Genomic DNA, 14981 nt, shown 5'->3' with positions numbered 1-14981 from the left:
TCAGACCCTTTAAACATGATGAAGATTATACTAACTCTAATATTGCTTTGCTTTATGAACACTATATCGTCTCAAAATCCTTTTTTTGAAACATACTCCACGCTGCACGGCACTGTCCCGTTCGACAAGATTAAGACCGGAGATTACGTACCCGCCATCCGCGAAGGCATCCGCCGCCAAAATGCGGAAATAGAGGCCATCATCCGCAATCCGGAAGTCCCGACATTTGCCAACACAGTGTTGGCCTACGAGAAGTCCGGTGAGATGCTCCACCGTGTCAGCACTGTATTCGGCAATCTGCTCAGTGCCGAAACGGACGATGACCTACAGGAACTGGCCAAAGAAATCATGCCGATGATGAGCGAGCATGAAAACAACATCAGCCTGAACGAAGAGCTGTTTGCACGTATCAAAGCTGTTTACGAACAGCAAGACAAAGAAACATTGAGCCCGGAACAGCACAAACTGCTGGAAGACATTTATAACGGCTTTGTACGCAACGGTGCCAACCTCCTGGGAGAAGATAAGGAGAAATACCGGGCTTTATGCAAAGAGCTCAGCCTGCTGACGCTGCAGTTCAGCGAAAACAACCTGAAAGAAACGAACGACTACAAGCTTGTCATCACCGACAAGTCACAACTGGCCGGGCTGCCCGAGAGCGCGGTAGAAGCCGCTGCAGAGACAGCCGGGGAAAAAGGCGTCGAAGGCTGGGTATTCACCCTGCAGGCTCCCAGCTATGGCCCTTTTCTGACCTACGCAGACAGCCGTGACCTGCGCCGTGAGCTATATATGGCCTACAATACGAAGTGTACGCATGACAACGCCAGCAATAACCTGGAAATTGTAAAGAAACTGGCAAATGTCCGTATGGAGATTGCCCAACTCCTAGGCTATGACAACTTCGCCGAATACAACCTCCAGGAGCGCATGGCACAAAACAGTGAGTCCGTGTATAAGCTGCTGGACCAACTGCTGGAGGCTTACACGCCCACCGCCAAACAAGAATATGTAGAAGTGCAAGCCCTGGCACGCCAAGCGGAAGGAGAAGACTTCGTCCTGATGCCGTGGGACTGGGCGTACTATTCCCATAAACTGAAGGACCGGAAGTTCAATATCGACGATGAGCTGCTCCGCCCTTACTTTGAGCTGAACAACGTGAAGGAAGGTGTATTCGGCCTGGCAACCAGACTGTATGGCATCACCTTCAAGAAGAATCCGGATATTCCCGTTTATCACAAGGATGTGGATGCCTACGAAGTCTTCGACAAAGACGGGAAATTCCTTGCCGTGTTCTATACCGACTTCCACCCCAGAGCAGGCAAGCGCTCGGGAGCCTGGATGACCAGCTACAAGGAACAGTGGATTGACGAAAAGACCGGTGAGAACAGCCGTCCCCACATATCCATTGTGATGAACTTCACCAAACCGACACAAGACAAGCCTGCCCTGCTGACCTTCGGTGAGGTGGAAACCTTCCTGCACGAGTTCGGACACAGCCTGCACGGTATGTTTGCCAATTCCACCTACGGAAGCCTGAGTGGAACCAATGTATATTGGGACTTTGTGGAACTCCCCTCCCAATTCATGGAGAACTTCGCCATCGAAAAGGAATTCCTGCATACGTTTGCCCGCCATTACCAAACCGGAGAACTGATACCGGACGAACTGGTACAGCGCATTGTGGATTCCTCCAACTTCAACGCGGCATACGCCTGCCTCCGCCAGGTTAGCTTCGGCCTGCTCGATATGGCTTGGTACACACGTAACACCCCGTTTGAAGGTGACGTGAAAGCCTATGAAAAGAAGGCTTGGGAAAAAGCACAGATTCTGCCTTCTGTGGCAGAAACCTGCATGAGCACACAATTCTCCCATATCTTTGCCGGAGGGTATTCTGCCGGATACTATAGTTATAAATGGGCAGAGGTGCTGGATGCAGATGCTTTCTCGCTATTCAAGCAGACGGGCATCTTCAACCCGGAGACTGCCGCCTCCTTCCGAGAGAATATCCTTTCCAAAGGCGGAACGGAACATCCGATGACGCTCTATAAACGCTTCCGCGGACAAGAGCCTACAATCGACGCATTATTAATCAGAAATGGAATAAAGAAATGAAGAGACTTATAAGGAACATCTTTTGCATGTTGCTCATGTTTTCGCTGCTCCCCCTGCTAAGCGGTTGCGACAACGAGGACGATGTTATCGGAATATTCACCGGGAAGACATGGAAGCTCAGCCGACTCACCAATAAAGGCAGCAATGCCCAATTCTATCCAAACCTTTGGAACAACAATGAGGAAGAGATGAAGAAGAGTCTGGACAAGCTATATAATCAGAAAAGCACCTTCACCCTCAATTTTGAAGGTACTGAACTGGATGGAGAACTGATGGGCACCACCGTCAACGGACAAGGCATCAACTCAAGCGTCAACGGCACTTGGAAAGCCGACGGAGCTTCAGGCTCGCTCAGCATCAGTGTGAAGGTTACGGGGGCTGCAGAAAGCGATGCACTGGCCAAGGCATTCATCTCCGGATTGCAAAACGTGTACAAGTATGAAGGGGATGCCAATTCACTGACCCTCTATTTTAAAGACGGACCGACAACCAGAGTCATGGGATTCACCCCGCAACGATAAAGCATAAATATGATGGACGATTCTACAAAAGACAAACAAGAAGCATTGGATAGGCGTTATATACGTATGGCAAGCATTTGGGCCGAAAATTCGTATTGCCAACGCCGCCAGGTCGGTGCACTGATTGTAAAAGACAAGATGATTATCTCTGACGGCTACAACGGTACCCCTTCCGGTTTTGAGAATGTATGCGAAGATGAGAATAACGTCACCAAACCATACGTGCTCCATGCCGAAGCAAACGCCATTACCAAAATAGCCCGTTCAAACAACAGCAGTAACGGTGCCACCATGTACGTCACTGCCTCCCCCTGCATAGAATGCTCCAAACTGATTATCCAGGCAGGCATCAAACGGGTAGTCTACTCCGAGAAATACCGCCTGGAAGATGGTATCGAACTTTTGAAACGGGCAGGCATCGAGGTAGTGTTTATTTCAATGGATAATGAAAAGTTGAAAATGGAAAGTTGAAAGTTGCATGCGCAGCCAAATAGTAAATTGTAAATAGTCTAATAGTAAATAAACATCATGAGTACAAAAAATACTTCCCGCTTTATGCCGCTCATCATCGCAATCAGCGTAGTCGCGGGAATCCTTATCGGAACGTTTTATGCCAGGCATTTTGCCGGTAATAAACTGGGAATCATCAATAGCTCGTCCAACAAGCTGAATGCCTTGCTGCGTGTTATTGATGACCAGTATGTGGATACCGTCAACATGACCGATTTGGTAGAGAAGGCCATGCCACAGATATTGGCGGAACTCGACCCCCACTCCACCTACATCCCCGCACAGAAGCTGGAAGAGGTAAACTCCGAACTTGAAGGCAGCTTCAGCGGTATAGGTATCCAGTTCACCATTCAAGAAGACACGATACACGTAAACAGCGTGATTCCCGGCGGACCGTCCGAGAAAGTGGGCCTGATGGCAGGCGACCGCATTGTAATGGTCAACGACAGTCTGTTTGCAGGCAAAGGCCTGACAAACGAAAAGGCCATGCGCAACCTGAAAGGTCCGAAAGGAAGCCAAGTGAAGTTAGGCGTCAAGCGTGCCACGGAAAAGGAGTTGCTCGACTTCACCATCACACGCGGTGACATCCCACAAAACACCATTGATGCAGCCTATATGCTCGACGATGACTACGGATATATACAAATCAGCAAATTCGGACGTACCACACACGTGGAGCTGCTGAATGCGATTGCCCAACTGAGCCACGAGAAGTGCAAAGGCCTGATTATCGACCTGCGCGACAATACCGGAGGATACATGGAAGCCGCCACACGCATGGTGAACGAATTCCTGCCGGAAGGGAAGTTGATTGTATATACCCACGGCCGCAAATATCCCCGCATGGAGGAATATGCCAACGGTACCGGCAGTTGCCAGAAGCTGCCGCTAGTGGTATTGGTAAACGAGAGTTCCGCTTCGGCCAGCGAAATCTTTGCGGGCGCCATTCAGGACAATGACCGCGGAACCATTGTAGGACGCCGTTCCTTCGGCAAGGGACTCGTACAGCAACCCATCGACTTCAGTGACGGTTCCGCCATCCGCCTGACCATTGCCCGTTATTACACCCCATCGGGCCGTTGCATCCAGCGCCCCTACGAGAACGGCAAGGACAGCAAATACGAAATGGACTGGATTACCCGTTACGAACACGGCGAGTTCTTCTCCAAAGACAGCATCAAACTGGACGAAAACCTGCGTTACTCTACCGGTTTAGGCAGACCCGTATACGGCGGCGGTGGCATTATGCCGGACGTATTCGTTCCGCAAGACACAACCGGAGTATCTTCTTACCTGATAGAAGTAAGCAACAAGGGACTGATTCTGCAATTCAGCTTCCAGTATACCGACCGCAACCGTGCGAAATTGAGTGAATACGACAATGAAGAAGACTTGTTGAAGTACCTTCGCCACCAGAGTATTGTGGAGCAGTTTGTACGTTTTGCAGACTCCAAGGGAGTAAAACGGCGCAACCTGCTTATCCACAAGTCCTACAAGCTACTGGAAAGAAGTCTTTACGGCAACATTATCTATAACATACTGGGAAGGGAGCAATACATCCGCTACATCAACCAGAGCGATGCTACCGTCAAGAAAGCATTGGATATTCTGGAACGTGGCGAGGCATTCCCCAAAGCTCCGGAAGCAACACCAATCATAGAGGATAAAAAAGATGATGGAAAGGAAAAAAGAACTGCGCAGGCAGGTAGCTTTGTTGAAGACCCGACACAGCTCTTCCGCTACGCGTCAGTCTGCTGAAATACTTGCCGCCCTCGAGGCACACCCCGCTTTCAGGGCGGCAACAACCGTACTGCTCTACCACTCTCTCAAAGACGAAGTGGACACACACGAATTTATCCGGAAGTGGAGCCGCGAAAAGCGGATACTGCTTCCGGTAGTTGTAGGTGACGACCTGGAACTGCGGCTGTACACCGGACCCGAAGACTTGAAACCTGGCGCATACGGCATCGAAGAACCAACCGGCGAGCTATTTACCGACTATGCAGACATAGACTTCATAGTGGTTCCCGGCGTGGCATTCGACCGTAACGGCAACCGCCTGGGGCGCGGTAAAGGTTACTATGACCGGCTTCTGCCCCGCATCCCATCAGCCCACAAAGCCGGCATCTGCTTCCCGTTTCAACTCGTAGAAGAAGTTCCTGCGGAACCGTTTGATATACGCATGGATGAAATCATTACGCAATGAAAACTAATTATCATACACACACCACACGCTGCATGCATGCCACCGGAGATGACGAAGACTATGTGCTCAGTGCCATCAAAGGCGGTTACCGGATACTCGGTTTTTCAGACCATACTCCCTGGAAATACCGTACCGACTACGTAGCCGACATGCGGATGCTCCCCGAAGAGCTTCCCGGCTACGTGAAGAGTCTCAAGACGCTCCGTGAGAAATACCACGACCGGATAGACATCAGGATAGGACTTGAATGTGAATACTTCCCCCAATATATCCATTGGCTGAAAGAACAAATCAAGAAGTACCAACTGGACTATATCATCTTCGGAAACCATCATTACCACACCGATGAAAAGTTCCCCTACTTCGGCCATCATACAGACAGCCGCGACATGCTCGACCTTTACGAAGAGAGCGCCATCGAAGGTATGGAAAGCGGATTATTCTCTTGCCTTGCCCATCCGGACTTGTTCATGCGCTCCTATCCGAAGTTCGACCACCATTGCACTACCATAAGCCGGCACATCTGCCGTACTGCTGCACGCCTGAATGTCCCGTTGGAATACAATATAGGCTATGTAGCCTACAATGAAGCGCACGGCTTATCCACCTACCCGTGCCCGGAGTTCTGGCGAATCGCTGCCAATGAAGGCTGTACAGCTATCATCGGACTGGATGCGCATGACAACAAGGATTTGGAAACTCCGATGTATTATGACCGGGCAGTCCGGGAATTGAAGGAACTGAAGATTGAAAGAATAGATGAGCTGAGGATGCTCATCTGAATATGATATTCGTGATGACCTGAGCCCCCACATGACGGTTCAAGTTGCGCACCAGCAACTCACGCCCCATCATCAGTTCCTGGCGCAAAGCAGCAGAAGTGAGATGCACATAAAGCACCTGGTTCTTTATATAAAGTTCACGGGTGTAGGAGGCAATGGTAGGCCCCAGCACTTCGGGCCACGCACTGATAAGCCGCCGTTCATTCAGCGGAGACTCCAGACTTTCCTGCCTGAGGTAATGACGGATAAGTTCACCTATCTGTTCGGCATTATTGCGCTTCATGCCTCTTCCTCCTTCATTTCGGCAACCGTTCCCTGCTCCACACGGAACATCTTATAATCACTGCCCACTTTATGCAGAATACGGTCCAGGTGTTCGCGGTTGGTATCGGTTATAAAAATCTGTCCAAAACTGTCGCCTGCCACCAACTTGATGATTTGCTCCACACGCGAAGCATCCAGCTTGTCAAAGATATCGTCCAGCAACAACAAGGGAACAGTGGTCCCGGTACGTTTCAGGAAATCAAACTGTGCCAGCTTCAACGCTACCAGATAAGTCTTGTTCTGTCCCTGCGACCCTTCACGCTTGATGGGGAAATCTCCCAAAAGCATATTCAGCTCGTCCTTGTGCACACCGCGCAATGAATAGCCCATAATCTGGTCGCGTACACGGCTTTCCTTCAGCACTTCCAGCAAAGAGGCATCGCGGGCATGGGAATCATAGCTTAATCCCACCTTCTCCCTATCTTGCGAAATGAATGAATAGAAAGACTGGAAAATAGGAATAAACTCACGGATAAAGGCCTCACGTTTGCGGAACACCACTTCGCCGGCTTGCGCCATCATCTCCTCCCAGACCAGAAAGAGCTCTTCCTCCACCGGCTGTTCACTCTTCAGTAAGGTATTCCGCTGCACCAAAGCTTTATTGTATCGTATCAAAGCATCCAGATACTCTTTGTCGTACTGCGAGATAACCACATCCATAAAACGTCGGCGTTCATCACTGCCTCCTGCTATCAACTCCGAATCGGCAGGCGAGACCATGACCAAAGGCAGGAAGCCGATATGGTCCGACAAACGCGTATACTCCTTCTTGTTTCGCTTGAACTGTTTCTTCTGGCGCCTCTTCATACCACAGTAGATTTCCTCAGGAGTCCCATCGGCAGCCTCATAAAACCCTTGAATAACAAAGAAGTCGGCATCATGGCGGATATTCTGGGAATCAATGGGATTACCGGCACTTTTACAGAAAGACAAGAAATACACCGCATCCAGCAGGTTCGTTTTCCCCATGCCGTTCTGTCCGAAAAAGCAGTTCAACTTGGGCGAGAATGAAAGCTCCACCTGCTCCAAGTTCTTATAATTGAGTATAGATATACGTTTCAGTATCATTATAGTAACGATGAGTTCGGTTACAAAGATAATGCAAAACCGAAAGCAGTACAAAATAAGCCTGCTTATTTTTAATATAGAGGTGAAGCCCGGCTTATTGAAAAGTAGAAATAATTTCGGTGTTTTCTGATACAAAACAAAAAAAGATGCCGCTAAATTTCGTTGATAGCTATAAAAAACTTACTTTTGCGGGTCGAAATAGATAAATAAGAATAATAACAAAAAGATTATATAAAAATGGCAGAACAAAAAAAGACGAATGAAGCCTTAAACGTGGAGGATGCACTGACACAATCGGAGGCCTTTTTCATTAAGAACAAAAAAGCAATCATCGGCGCTGTAGTAGCAGTAATCATCATCATTGCCGGTGTAGTGATGTACAAGAACCTTTATGCAGACCCCCGTGAAGAAAAAGCACAAGCTGCCTTATTCAAAGGACAAGAATACTTCGAAGCAGACGCTTATGCACAAGCACTGAACGGTGATAGCATCGGTTTTGCCGGATTTGTAAAAGTGGCAGACGAATACAGCGGCACAAAAGCAGCCAATCTTGCAAAAGCTTATATGGGTCTCTGCTATGCACACCTCGGCAAATATGACGAAGCAGTGAAAGCATTGGACAGCTTTGACGGAGACGACCAAATGGTAGCTCCTGCCATGAAAGGTGCTATGGGTAACTGCTATGCGCAGCTCGGCCAACTGGACAAAGCCGCTTCCATGCTGCTGAAAGCCGCCAACGCAGCCGACAACAACTCCCTCAGCCCCATCTACCTGCTGCAAGCCGGAGAAATCCTGGTAAAGCAAGGTAAGTATGACGATGCAATTCAGGCGTATACCACTATCAAGGATAAATACTTCCGTTCATACCAGGCAATGGATATCGACAAGTATATCGAACAAGCCAAACTGTTGAAGAAGTAATATACCTTATTATAAAGACATCTCAGGCACGGATTACACGGAAAACACGGAAAGACACAATAGCCGTGAATCCATGTAGTCCGTGCCTCTTTTATCTCCCCTCTCCCTTTAATTTTCAATTATTAATTTTTAATTCTTAATTCCTTATTTATGGCAACAGCTTATCACAATCTTTCAGACTACGATTTCAGTTCTGTACCCAGCGCGGAAAAAATGAAATTCGGCATCGTTGTATCTGAGTGGAATTATAATATTACCGGTGCTCTCCTAAAAGGTGCCATAGACACCTTAAAAAAACATGGAGCCAAAGATGAAAATATTCTGGTAAAAACAGTACCCGGCAGTTTTGAACTGACTTTCGGCGCCAACCAACTTATCGAATACAGCGAAGTCGATGCAGTTATTGCAATTGGTTGTGTAGTCAGAGGAGATACTCCACATTTTGACTATGTTTGCATGGGTGCTACCCAAGGAATTACCCAATTAAACGCAAGTGGCGATGTACCAGTAATTTACGGATTAATTACTACCAATACTATGGAGCAAGCAGAAGACCGCGCCGGTGGCAAGCTGGGTAATAAAGGAGACGAATGTGCAATTACTGCAATAAAAATGATAGATTTTGCTTGGAGTTTACAAAAATAGTCGTATCTTTGCACCGCAATTGAGAAACAAAGCTACTCAATGAGAGAATTGAGATAGAATCTTAAGTGCAAAAGGGCAAATACCAGAGTGGCCAAATGGGGCAGACTGTAAATCTGCTGGCTTACGCCTTCGGTGGTTCGAATCCATCTTTGCCCACAAAAAATTGCGGAAGTAGCTCAGTTGATAGAGCATTAGCCTTCCAAGCTGAGGGTCGCGGGTTTGAGCCCCGTCTTCCGCTCTTCTGAAAATCAGATAGTTATCGCAAGATTTCTATCTGATTTTTGTTTTTAGAGAATGCTGAATTTAGTGTGGTTTAACCGAGTGAGTTAAACCAGGAAGTCAACCGAATGACGCAAAGCACAAATTCATGGTTATTTAAATAAGATATTTCTGAGAATATCATCTAACCACGGCTCTTTCATCTTTTCCACAAAAACATCATTCTTTAGTTGAAAAGCCTTTTTGTAAACACTCTGCATTTTCAAATTATAGCGCACCGTATCATAGCGGACTACTGACTGGTAAAATCCGGTATCAACAGCGACAATTTCATTTTCTATTCTCAATGTATCCTCAGCTGTATCGGAAACTCTTCCAGTCTCCATCTGTGCGAATGAAATGCAGCTGCCTCCGATTAGAGCCAATAATGTTACCAATATTTTATTCATAGGCTACCGTTTTCTACAAAGATACAATATTCAAAGAACAAACATCTCTTTTACAAGAAAAATTCCATTATACCATAAACGCTTATAAGGCAACGCACACATTTGTATATCAAAGTTCAGTTTTAGTTAATAAAATTATGTAAGTTTGTAAACGAATAAAAAGCTCCCCTCCAATGAACAACATCATTCATAAAATCAGGCAGATTTATCCGGTTTCCGAAGAAGCTCTTCAGGCATTGCTGATGAATATGCAGGTAAGACACTACCCTAAAGGAACTTATATAGTACAAGCAGGAGTGACAGACCGTTTGGTTTATTTCATTGAGGAAGGGGTCACCCGTTCCGTATTTCATCACGACGGACAAGATACCACCACTTGGTTCAGCCAGGAAGGTGATGTAACCTTCGGAATGGATTCACTGTACTATCAGCAGCCGTCAGTAGAAAGCATTGAAACTCTTTCGGACTGCAAAATCTACGTCATCCACATAGACAAGTTAAATGCTCTCTACGAAACATATATTGATATAGCCAACTGGGGCAGAATACTGCATCAGAACGTAAACAAAGAGCTCAGTCATATGTTTGTGGAAAGGCTCCAACTGCCTCCCAAAGAGCGGTATGAACAATTTAACCGCCGTTACCCCAGACTGATAAATCGGGTGAAGCTAAAATATGTGGCAGCCTTCCTGGGTATTTCCATCTATACTCTCAGCCGGGTACGCGCAAAAAAATAGAAGATTGCCGTTCTTTTTTGCTTTTAAGCAAAAGAACTTCGCTTCGCATGGCGTATCTTTGAGATCCGAAAACATTAACCAAACAACAGAAAAAAAACAGATGTCGCACATTTCATCTTCTGCCTTTTCAGACACCAAAGCACATTATGACCTTCTCGACGGGCTCCGTGGCGTAGCAGCCTTGATGGTTATATGGTATCATATATTCGAAGGCTATGCTTTTGCCGGTGGTAGCATTATCGAAACCTTCAACCACGGCTATTTAGCTGTAGATTTCTTCTTTATACTATCGGGATTCGTTATCGGGTATGCTTATGACGACCGTTGGGGCAGGAACCTCACAATGAAAAACTTCTTTAAACGGCGCCTGATACGTCTCCATCCGATGGTCATTATGGGAGCTGTCCTGGGTGCCATTACTTTCTGTCTTCAAGGATGCGTACAATGGGACGGAACACATATTGCCCTCTCCATGATTATGCTGTCCCTTCTTTGCACTATATTTTTTATTCCCGCAATGCCAGGTGCAGGTTATGAAGTCCGTGGTAATGGCGAAATGTTTCCTTTGAATGGTCCATGCTGGTCCTTGTTTTTTGAATATTTAGGCAACATCCTTTATGCCTTGTTTATCCACCGCTTATCAAACAAAGCCCTTGCCGTACTGACAATATTGCTGGGAGTGGCATTGGCATCATTCGCCATTTTCGACATCTCCGGATACGGAAATATGGGGGTAGGCTGGACACTGGACGGAATAAACTTTGGCGGCGGATTGCTGAGGATGCTTTTTCCTTTCTCCATGGGCATGCTTTTGTCGCGCAACTTCAAGCCTATCAAGGTGAAAGGTGCTTTCTGGATATGTGCCATTGCATTGGTTACCTTGTTTTCAGTGCCCTACTTGGAAGGTGCAACACCGGTCTGTACAAATGGCATTTATGAAGCGTTCTGTGTAATCATCGCTTTTCCGGTTCTCGTCTGGTTAGGAGCTTCCGGTACCACAACGGATAAAAAATCGACCCAGATATGCAAGTTCCTGGGAGATATATCCTATCCAGTCTATGTGATACATTATCCATTTATGTACTTGTTCTATGCATGGCTCATCAAGAACCAGCTCTTCACGTTGGAGCAGACTTGGCAGGTTGCCTTGTGTGTTTACGCATGGAACATATTATTGGCTTATCTATGCTTAAAATTCTATGATGAACCGGTACGGAAATATCTGGCCAGACGCTTCTTGAGCAAAAAACAATAAACAGTCCGTCACGGAGATTATGCTGATTCGCACAGATACAAATTCCCGATATAAATTCAATCTGCGCAAATCAGTATGATCTTTGTGGCGAACTGTTATTCCAGATAAAGCGGTTCCACTACTTCCATCACATTCTCATGGAACCACTCATCCAATTTTGCCTCTACCTTATCCTTTATCTGTGGAGTGATGTATTTCTTCATTTTCTTATAAGCATAGATTGCAGCAAATCCCTTCCCTACCATAAAGACTTGTCCCAAGAGGTCTTCTATACCGGCAGGAAACACAATGGCCACCAAAGCAATCATGATATTTGTCCTTTCACTCTCTGGAGTAGAATCAGCAGTCAGGACATAATAAGCTGTCAGTACGGGACGACCAGCTGCCCGACTACCTTTCTTTATATACTCCTCTACTTTAAGACGAATCTCGTCCATAGAAAAATTCATTTTCATATTCATAATCTCCTCTTTTTATTTATTAGACGCAGAAAGATGAAGTTTGGTTGCAAAAATCTGCAAATAACATAAAAATAGTTCTGTGGAACAATCACAGCCCCACAGAACTCTCATAAAACCATCTAATCTATACATGTAAATCTTACAATACTACAAATTTCACAATTTGTATATAATCAAGAACCTTATCCAAACTATAATTGAATTTCCTTACCGGAAACGATACATTTCTGTACATCTATTACCCCATATTTCACATCTATAAACGGCTTTCCTTCCTTAAGTCCAACATTACCAAAACCCGTTTCCGTAGACAAGAATGAAGTGAAATCATCTCCAATCCGCGAATCTATATACAAAATTTTGTCTACTGCATCATAGCGTATTCCCGTAAGGCCTTCTAGCATAGCATAACTGGCCATTGCACGAGCATACCATGCTCCACACTCATATTCATTAAACGGATTACGAACACGACCATTATAACGATCACGGCAAGTTCTCACTATTTCAAGCCCTTTTTCCACTTCTCCTTCAAACATAAGATGAGCAGCCACTTGATATTCAATTCCAGTCCACACTTCGTTACTGTATACAAAAGGCAATTTTAGCTTACCACCTTTCGGCCAGGTACAAAGTAATAATCCCCCATCCTCTCCCAATGCAAAGGTGGAACGTTGAGGGTTGACATGGTTACTTAAGCTCTTTTTAAAGTTATACTTATGGACAGAAATCAAATGACTTTTTACTTTCAGACGATCGACCACCTCCGGCATTCCACATACCAATGTCATCCAAGAGCCCAATATTCCGTCAGACAAACAACCTTTACCATACTGATATTTCGGACCTTCTTCTTGTAGGATTTTTAAAGCTTCTGGCGTATAATGGGTCACAAACGATTGGGCATCAACTGGGTCTGGAGCGTCCAATCCAGTCCATTGAATGTTCTGAATAAAATACTCTCCATCAAAAAGTTTGCTCTCCAAATATGCTTTACTTTTATTCATCAATTCTTCATAACGGGAAATATCATCGCCTACCGTTTTACCCATCAAGCAAATAGCTTGTAATGCTCCTACATAAAAACTGGTAATCATCCCATTCGCGCCCCAAAACTCTATATCATACGTATTATGGTGAGGTTCTTCAACAGCTCCAACCTCTCTCGGATCCCAAGTACGGATACAATAATCCATACTTTTCTTCACAGCTGGATACATCATCTTCAGCCAATTTATATCACCCATAATTCTCCATTCACGATATACCTTCATTATACCTCCTAATTGCCCATCTGCCGCCGAATGAAAATCATGGACAGTAGGACTGATAGGCAGATTCGTACGGAACACTTGATGTCCCCTTTTATCCTGGCTCACAAAAAATTCTGTTTCACGTAATGTACGTTCTAATTTTGGGAAAAGATGAGATACAGCTTGCGCATAATTCCAAACATGCGTGCATGAACCATGACAAGAGCCCCAATTATCATGACTTCCCTCCCAATTCCACATACGCCCATCGTATTGGCGAAGTACTGTAGTAGATTTCAATATACTCAAATTAGCAGCAACAGCCTCCTTAACTTCAGGTGGAAGAGTAGAATCATAGAAAGCATCAGTGAACAACTGAGTATTCTTTTTCAATGCATCATAATTATCCAACCAGTAGTTTGCAACATCTTGTATACTGCCAAACCTACTGCTATACCAAGGGCGGTAATTCCCTTCAAAATTATTCTCATAAGTATAACAGTTACTCAATTCATCTGGACAAACTGGTGCATCAGGGATATCAGTATCTGTACGTGGGATTCCACCTATTCGTTCTTGTGAATAAGGGACATGCCAAGCCATGTACAACCTTATATTACGAGTCTCACCAGGTGCTAAAGTAAACGGCACATATAACGAAGCTCCCACTGCTCCTTCCAAGCCTGCTGGATTCTCTTCCATTCTGCCCTCTTCCAAGTTATCCCAACAAATGCTCAATGGGTCGAACCAACCTCCACGAAACCAGTTATGATTAACTACCGTCTGGGGATTGTCAGTATAAATCATAAAATCACCTTGACAGAAAGGTTCATTCTCTGTGCCTGTCTGTCTTAGAATGAATCCATTCTTTGCTGCATCTATATACGCTTTACCTCTACCCGGAGTTTGCATAAAATTCATACTATTATATGAAAAGACGGCTTGTACTTCCTCATTACTGGTATTATGAAACTCATATTCAAACCCAGCAACCGGTAGACTTGAATTATCTTCATCCGTTGGTATAAATGGATTCCAGGCAACCAGTTTCACATCTATAGGGACATTCTGATCTGCCAACTCTACCTCCGCAAAAGGGAAACGTGACTGGAAACTATACTCCTTAAACCGGGGCATTCCCCATGAGCCGCCGTCTCCACGGCTGGAATTAGGAGCACCAAATTTTTTCCATTCTGGAACCGGCCCTTCCAGAATGCGTGTACCATACTCATAACCTTTCACATGAATTGCAGCAAACATCGTTGGTTCATTGAAAACATTCGGTCTATGACGTATAGACATATTACTCAATGCTCCTGTTCCTTCAATACAGAACATGCCCGTGCCTATACCTCCTATAGGGAAAGCTATTTTACGCGTATATTCACCTATATACTTCTCATTATAGCCACGTTCAACCGCACTCTCATGATGCCAGCACCCTTGAAAAATCAGTGCACAAACTACCAGACATATTAATAAATATTTCGTCATAAATACTGTATTTATTATCATTTT

General features: G+C 45.5%; 15 protein-coding genes and 2 tRNA genes. 12 read left to right on the top strand and 5 right to left on the bottom strand.

The window, feature by feature from the left end; translation table 11 throughout:
- The first annotated feature begins 54 nt into the window (after positions 1–54).
- Genes DW947_RS13525 through DW947_RS13500 form a run of 6 tightly spaced genes read left to right on the top strand, consistent with a single transcriptional unit; the run spans position 55 to position 6131 of the window.
- A complete protein-coding gene (locus tag DW947_RS13525) occupies positions 55–2112 on the top strand; it encodes a M3 family metallopeptidase (RefSeq protein WP_117866264.1) in 2058 nt (685 codons plus the stop codon).
- Complete coding sequence (locus tag DW947_RS13520) at positions 2109–2633, top strand: DUF4847 family protein (protein WP_009037063.1); 525 nt, start codon at positions 2109–2111, stop codon at positions 2631–2633. Before DW947_RS13525 ends, DW947_RS13520 begins: the two co-directional genes overlap by 4 nt.
- A 12-nt stretch (positions 2634–2645) precedes the next feature.
- Positions 2646–3104, top strand: a complete 459-nt coding sequence (locus tag DW947_RS13515) for a deoxycytidylate deaminase (RefSeq protein ID WP_005835453.1) — start codon at positions 2646–2648, stop codon at positions 3102–3104.
- 57 nt (positions 3105–3161) lie between these two features.
- On the top strand, positions 3162–4901 hold the full coding sequence (locus DW947_RS13510; RefSeq protein ID WP_005835451.1) for a S41 family peptidase: 1740 nt from the start codon (positions 3162–3164) through the stop codon (positions 4899–4901).
- Positions 4819–5349 carry a 5-formyltetrahydrofolate cyclo-ligase gene (locus DW947_RS13505; RefSeq protein WP_035449971.1) on the top strand — a complete coding sequence of 177 codons (531 nt, stop codon included), beginning with the start codon at positions 4819–4821 and terminating at the stop codon, positions 5347–5349. The genes DW947_RS13510 and DW947_RS13505 overlap by 83 nt, the downstream gene beginning before the upstream one ends.
- Positions 5346–6131, top strand: a complete 786-nt coding sequence (locus DW947_RS13500; RefSeq protein ID WP_117866263.1) for a histidinol-phosphatase — start codon at positions 5346–5348, stop codon at positions 6129–6131. Before DW947_RS13505 ends, DW947_RS13500 begins: the two co-directional genes overlap by 4 nt.
- Here DW947_RS13500 and DW947_RS13495 read toward each other — a convergent pair.
- Positions 6124–6414, bottom strand: coding sequence for a DUF721 domain-containing protein (locus DW947_RS13495; protein ID WP_005823615.1), 291 nt, complete (start codon positions 6412–6414; stop codon positions 6124–6126). The genes DW947_RS13500 and DW947_RS13495 overlap by 8 nt on opposite strands.
- Positions 6411–7523 carry a DNA replication/repair protein RecF gene (gene recF, locus DW947_RS13490; RefSeq protein WP_008666103.1) on the bottom strand — a complete coding sequence of 371 codons (1113 nt, stop codon included), beginning with the start codon at positions 7521–7523 and terminating at the stop codon, positions 6411–6413. The genes DW947_RS13495 and recF overlap by 4 nt, the downstream gene beginning before the upstream one ends.
- 237 nt (positions 7524–7760) lie before the next feature.
- On the opposite strand from recF, the gene DW947_RS13485 reads away from it, so the two are divergent.
- The 4 genes from DW947_RS13485 to DW947_RS13470 all read left to right on the top strand — a co-directional run bounded on the left by DW947_RS13485 (position 7761) and on the right by DW947_RS13470 (position 9327).
- Complete coding sequence (locus DW947_RS13485; RefSeq protein WP_008666105.1) at positions 7761–8444, top strand: tetratricopeptide repeat protein; 684 nt, start codon at positions 7761–7763, stop codon at positions 8442–8444.
- Positions 8445–8594: 150 nt separating this feature from the next.
- Complete coding sequence (gene ribH / locus DW947_RS13480; RefSeq protein ID WP_005823623.1) at positions 8595–9089, top strand: 6,7-dimethyl-8-ribityllumazine synthase; 495 nt, start codon at positions 8595–8597, stop codon at positions 9087–9089.
- A gap of 73 nt (positions 9090–9162) precedes the next feature.
- Positions 9163–9245 (top strand) — tRNA-Tyr (locus DW947_RS13475).
- Between the two features lie 9 nt (positions 9246–9254).
- A tRNA-Gly gene (locus DW947_RS13470) sits at positions 9255–9327 on the top strand.
- Between the two features lie 133 nt (positions 9328–9460).
- Here DW947_RS13470 and DW947_RS13465 read toward each other — a convergent pair.
- The gene (locus tag DW947_RS13465) at positions 9461–9757 is read right to left on the bottom strand and encodes a hypothetical protein (protein ID WP_005823625.1); all 297 of its coding nucleotides are present in this window, start codon (positions 9755–9757) and stop codon (positions 9461–9463) included.
- Between the two features lie 173 nt (positions 9758–9930).
- On the opposite strand from DW947_RS13465, the gene DW947_RS13460 reads away from it, so the two are divergent.
- Together DW947_RS13460 and DW947_RS13455 are read left to right on the top strand one after the other, a co-directional pair.
- A complete protein-coding gene (locus DW947_RS13460) occupies positions 9931–10494 on the top strand; it encodes a Crp/Fnr family transcriptional regulator (protein ID WP_005823628.1) in 564 nt (187 codons plus the stop codon).
- 100 nt (positions 10495–10594) lie between these two features.
- Entirely contained in the window at positions 10595–11749 is a 1155-nt protein-coding gene (locus tag DW947_RS13455; protein ID WP_008665488.1) for an acyltransferase family protein, read from the top strand.
- A 95-nt stretch (positions 11750–11844) separates the two neighbouring features.
- On the opposite strand, the gene DW947_RS13450 is transcribed toward DW947_RS13455, so the two are convergent.
- Positions 11845–12210 carry a hypothetical protein gene (locus DW947_RS13450; protein WP_005823632.1) on the bottom strand — a complete coding sequence of 122 codons (366 nt, stop codon included), beginning with the start codon at positions 12208–12210 and terminating at the stop codon, positions 11845–11847.
- A gap of 191 nt (positions 12211–12401) precedes the next feature.
- A complete protein-coding gene (locus tag DW947_RS13445; protein WP_008665489.1) occupies positions 12402–14957 on the bottom strand; it encodes a GH116 family glycosyl hydrolase in 2556 nt (851 codons plus the stop codon).
- Between the last annotated feature and the right edge of the window lie 24 nt (positions 14958–14981).

The sequence above is a fragment of the Bacteroides sp. AM44-19 genome (genome assembly GCF_003603395.1).
Lineage (GTDB): Bacteria > Bacteroidota > Bacteroidia > Bacteroidales > Bacteroidaceae > Bacteroides > Bacteroides uniformis.
Note: the sequence above shows the minus strand (reverse complement) of the source record. Positions and strands in the feature narration are given on the sequence as shown.

Coding starts and splice junctions, on each gene's coding strand:
- DW947_RS13525 (WP_117866264.1), top strand. CDS start 55: ATGAACACTATATCGTCTCAAAATCCTTTTTTTGAAACATACTCCACG.
- DW947_RS13520 (WP_009037063.1), top strand. CDS start 2,109: ATGAAGAGACTTATAAGGAACATCTTTTGCATGTTGCTCATGTTTTCG.
- DW947_RS13515 (WP_005835453.1), top strand. CDS start 2,646: ATGGACGATTCTACAAAAGACAAACAAGAAGCATTGGATAGGCGTTAT.
- DW947_RS13510 (WP_005835451.1), top strand. CDS start 3,162: ATGAGTACAAAAAATACTTCCCGCTTTATGCCGCTCATCATCGCAATC.
- DW947_RS13505 (WP_035449971.1), top strand. CDS start 4,819: ATGGAAAGGAAAAAAGAACTGCGCAGGCAGGTAGCTTTGTTGAAGACC.
- DW947_RS13500 (WP_117866263.1), top strand. CDS start 5,346: ATGAAAACTAATTATCATACACACACCACACGCTGCATGCATGCCACC.
- DW947_RS13495 (WP_005823615.1), bottom strand. CDS start 6,414: ATGAAGCGCAATAATGCCGAACAGATAGGTGAACTTATCCGTCATTAC.
- recF (WP_008666103.1), bottom strand. CDS start 7,523: ATGATACTGAAACGTATATCTATACTCAATTATAAGAACTTGGAGCAG.
- DW947_RS13485 (WP_008666105.1), top strand. CDS start 7,761: ATGGCAGAACAAAAAAAGACGAATGAAGCCTTAAACGTGGAGGATGCA.
- ribH (WP_005823623.1), top strand. CDS start 8,595: ATGGCAACAGCTTATCACAATCTTTCAGACTACGATTTCAGTTCTGTA.
- DW947_RS13465 (WP_005823625.1), bottom strand. CDS start 9,757: ATGAATAAAATATTGGTAACATTATTGGCTCTAATCGGAGGCAGCTGC.
- DW947_RS13460 (WP_005823628.1), top strand. CDS start 9,931: ATGAACAACATCATTCATAAAATCAGGCAGATTTATCCGGTTTCCGAA.
- DW947_RS13455 (WP_008665488.1), top strand. CDS start 10,595: ATGTCGCACATTTCATCTTCTGCCTTTTCAGACACCAAAGCACATTAT.
- DW947_RS13450 (WP_005823632.1), bottom strand. CDS start 12,210: ATGAATATGAAAATGAATTTTTCTATGGACGAGATTCGTCTTAAAGTA.
- DW947_RS13445 (WP_008665489.1), bottom strand. CDS start 14,957: ATGACGAAATATTTATTAATATGTCTGGTAGTTTGTGCACTGATTTTT.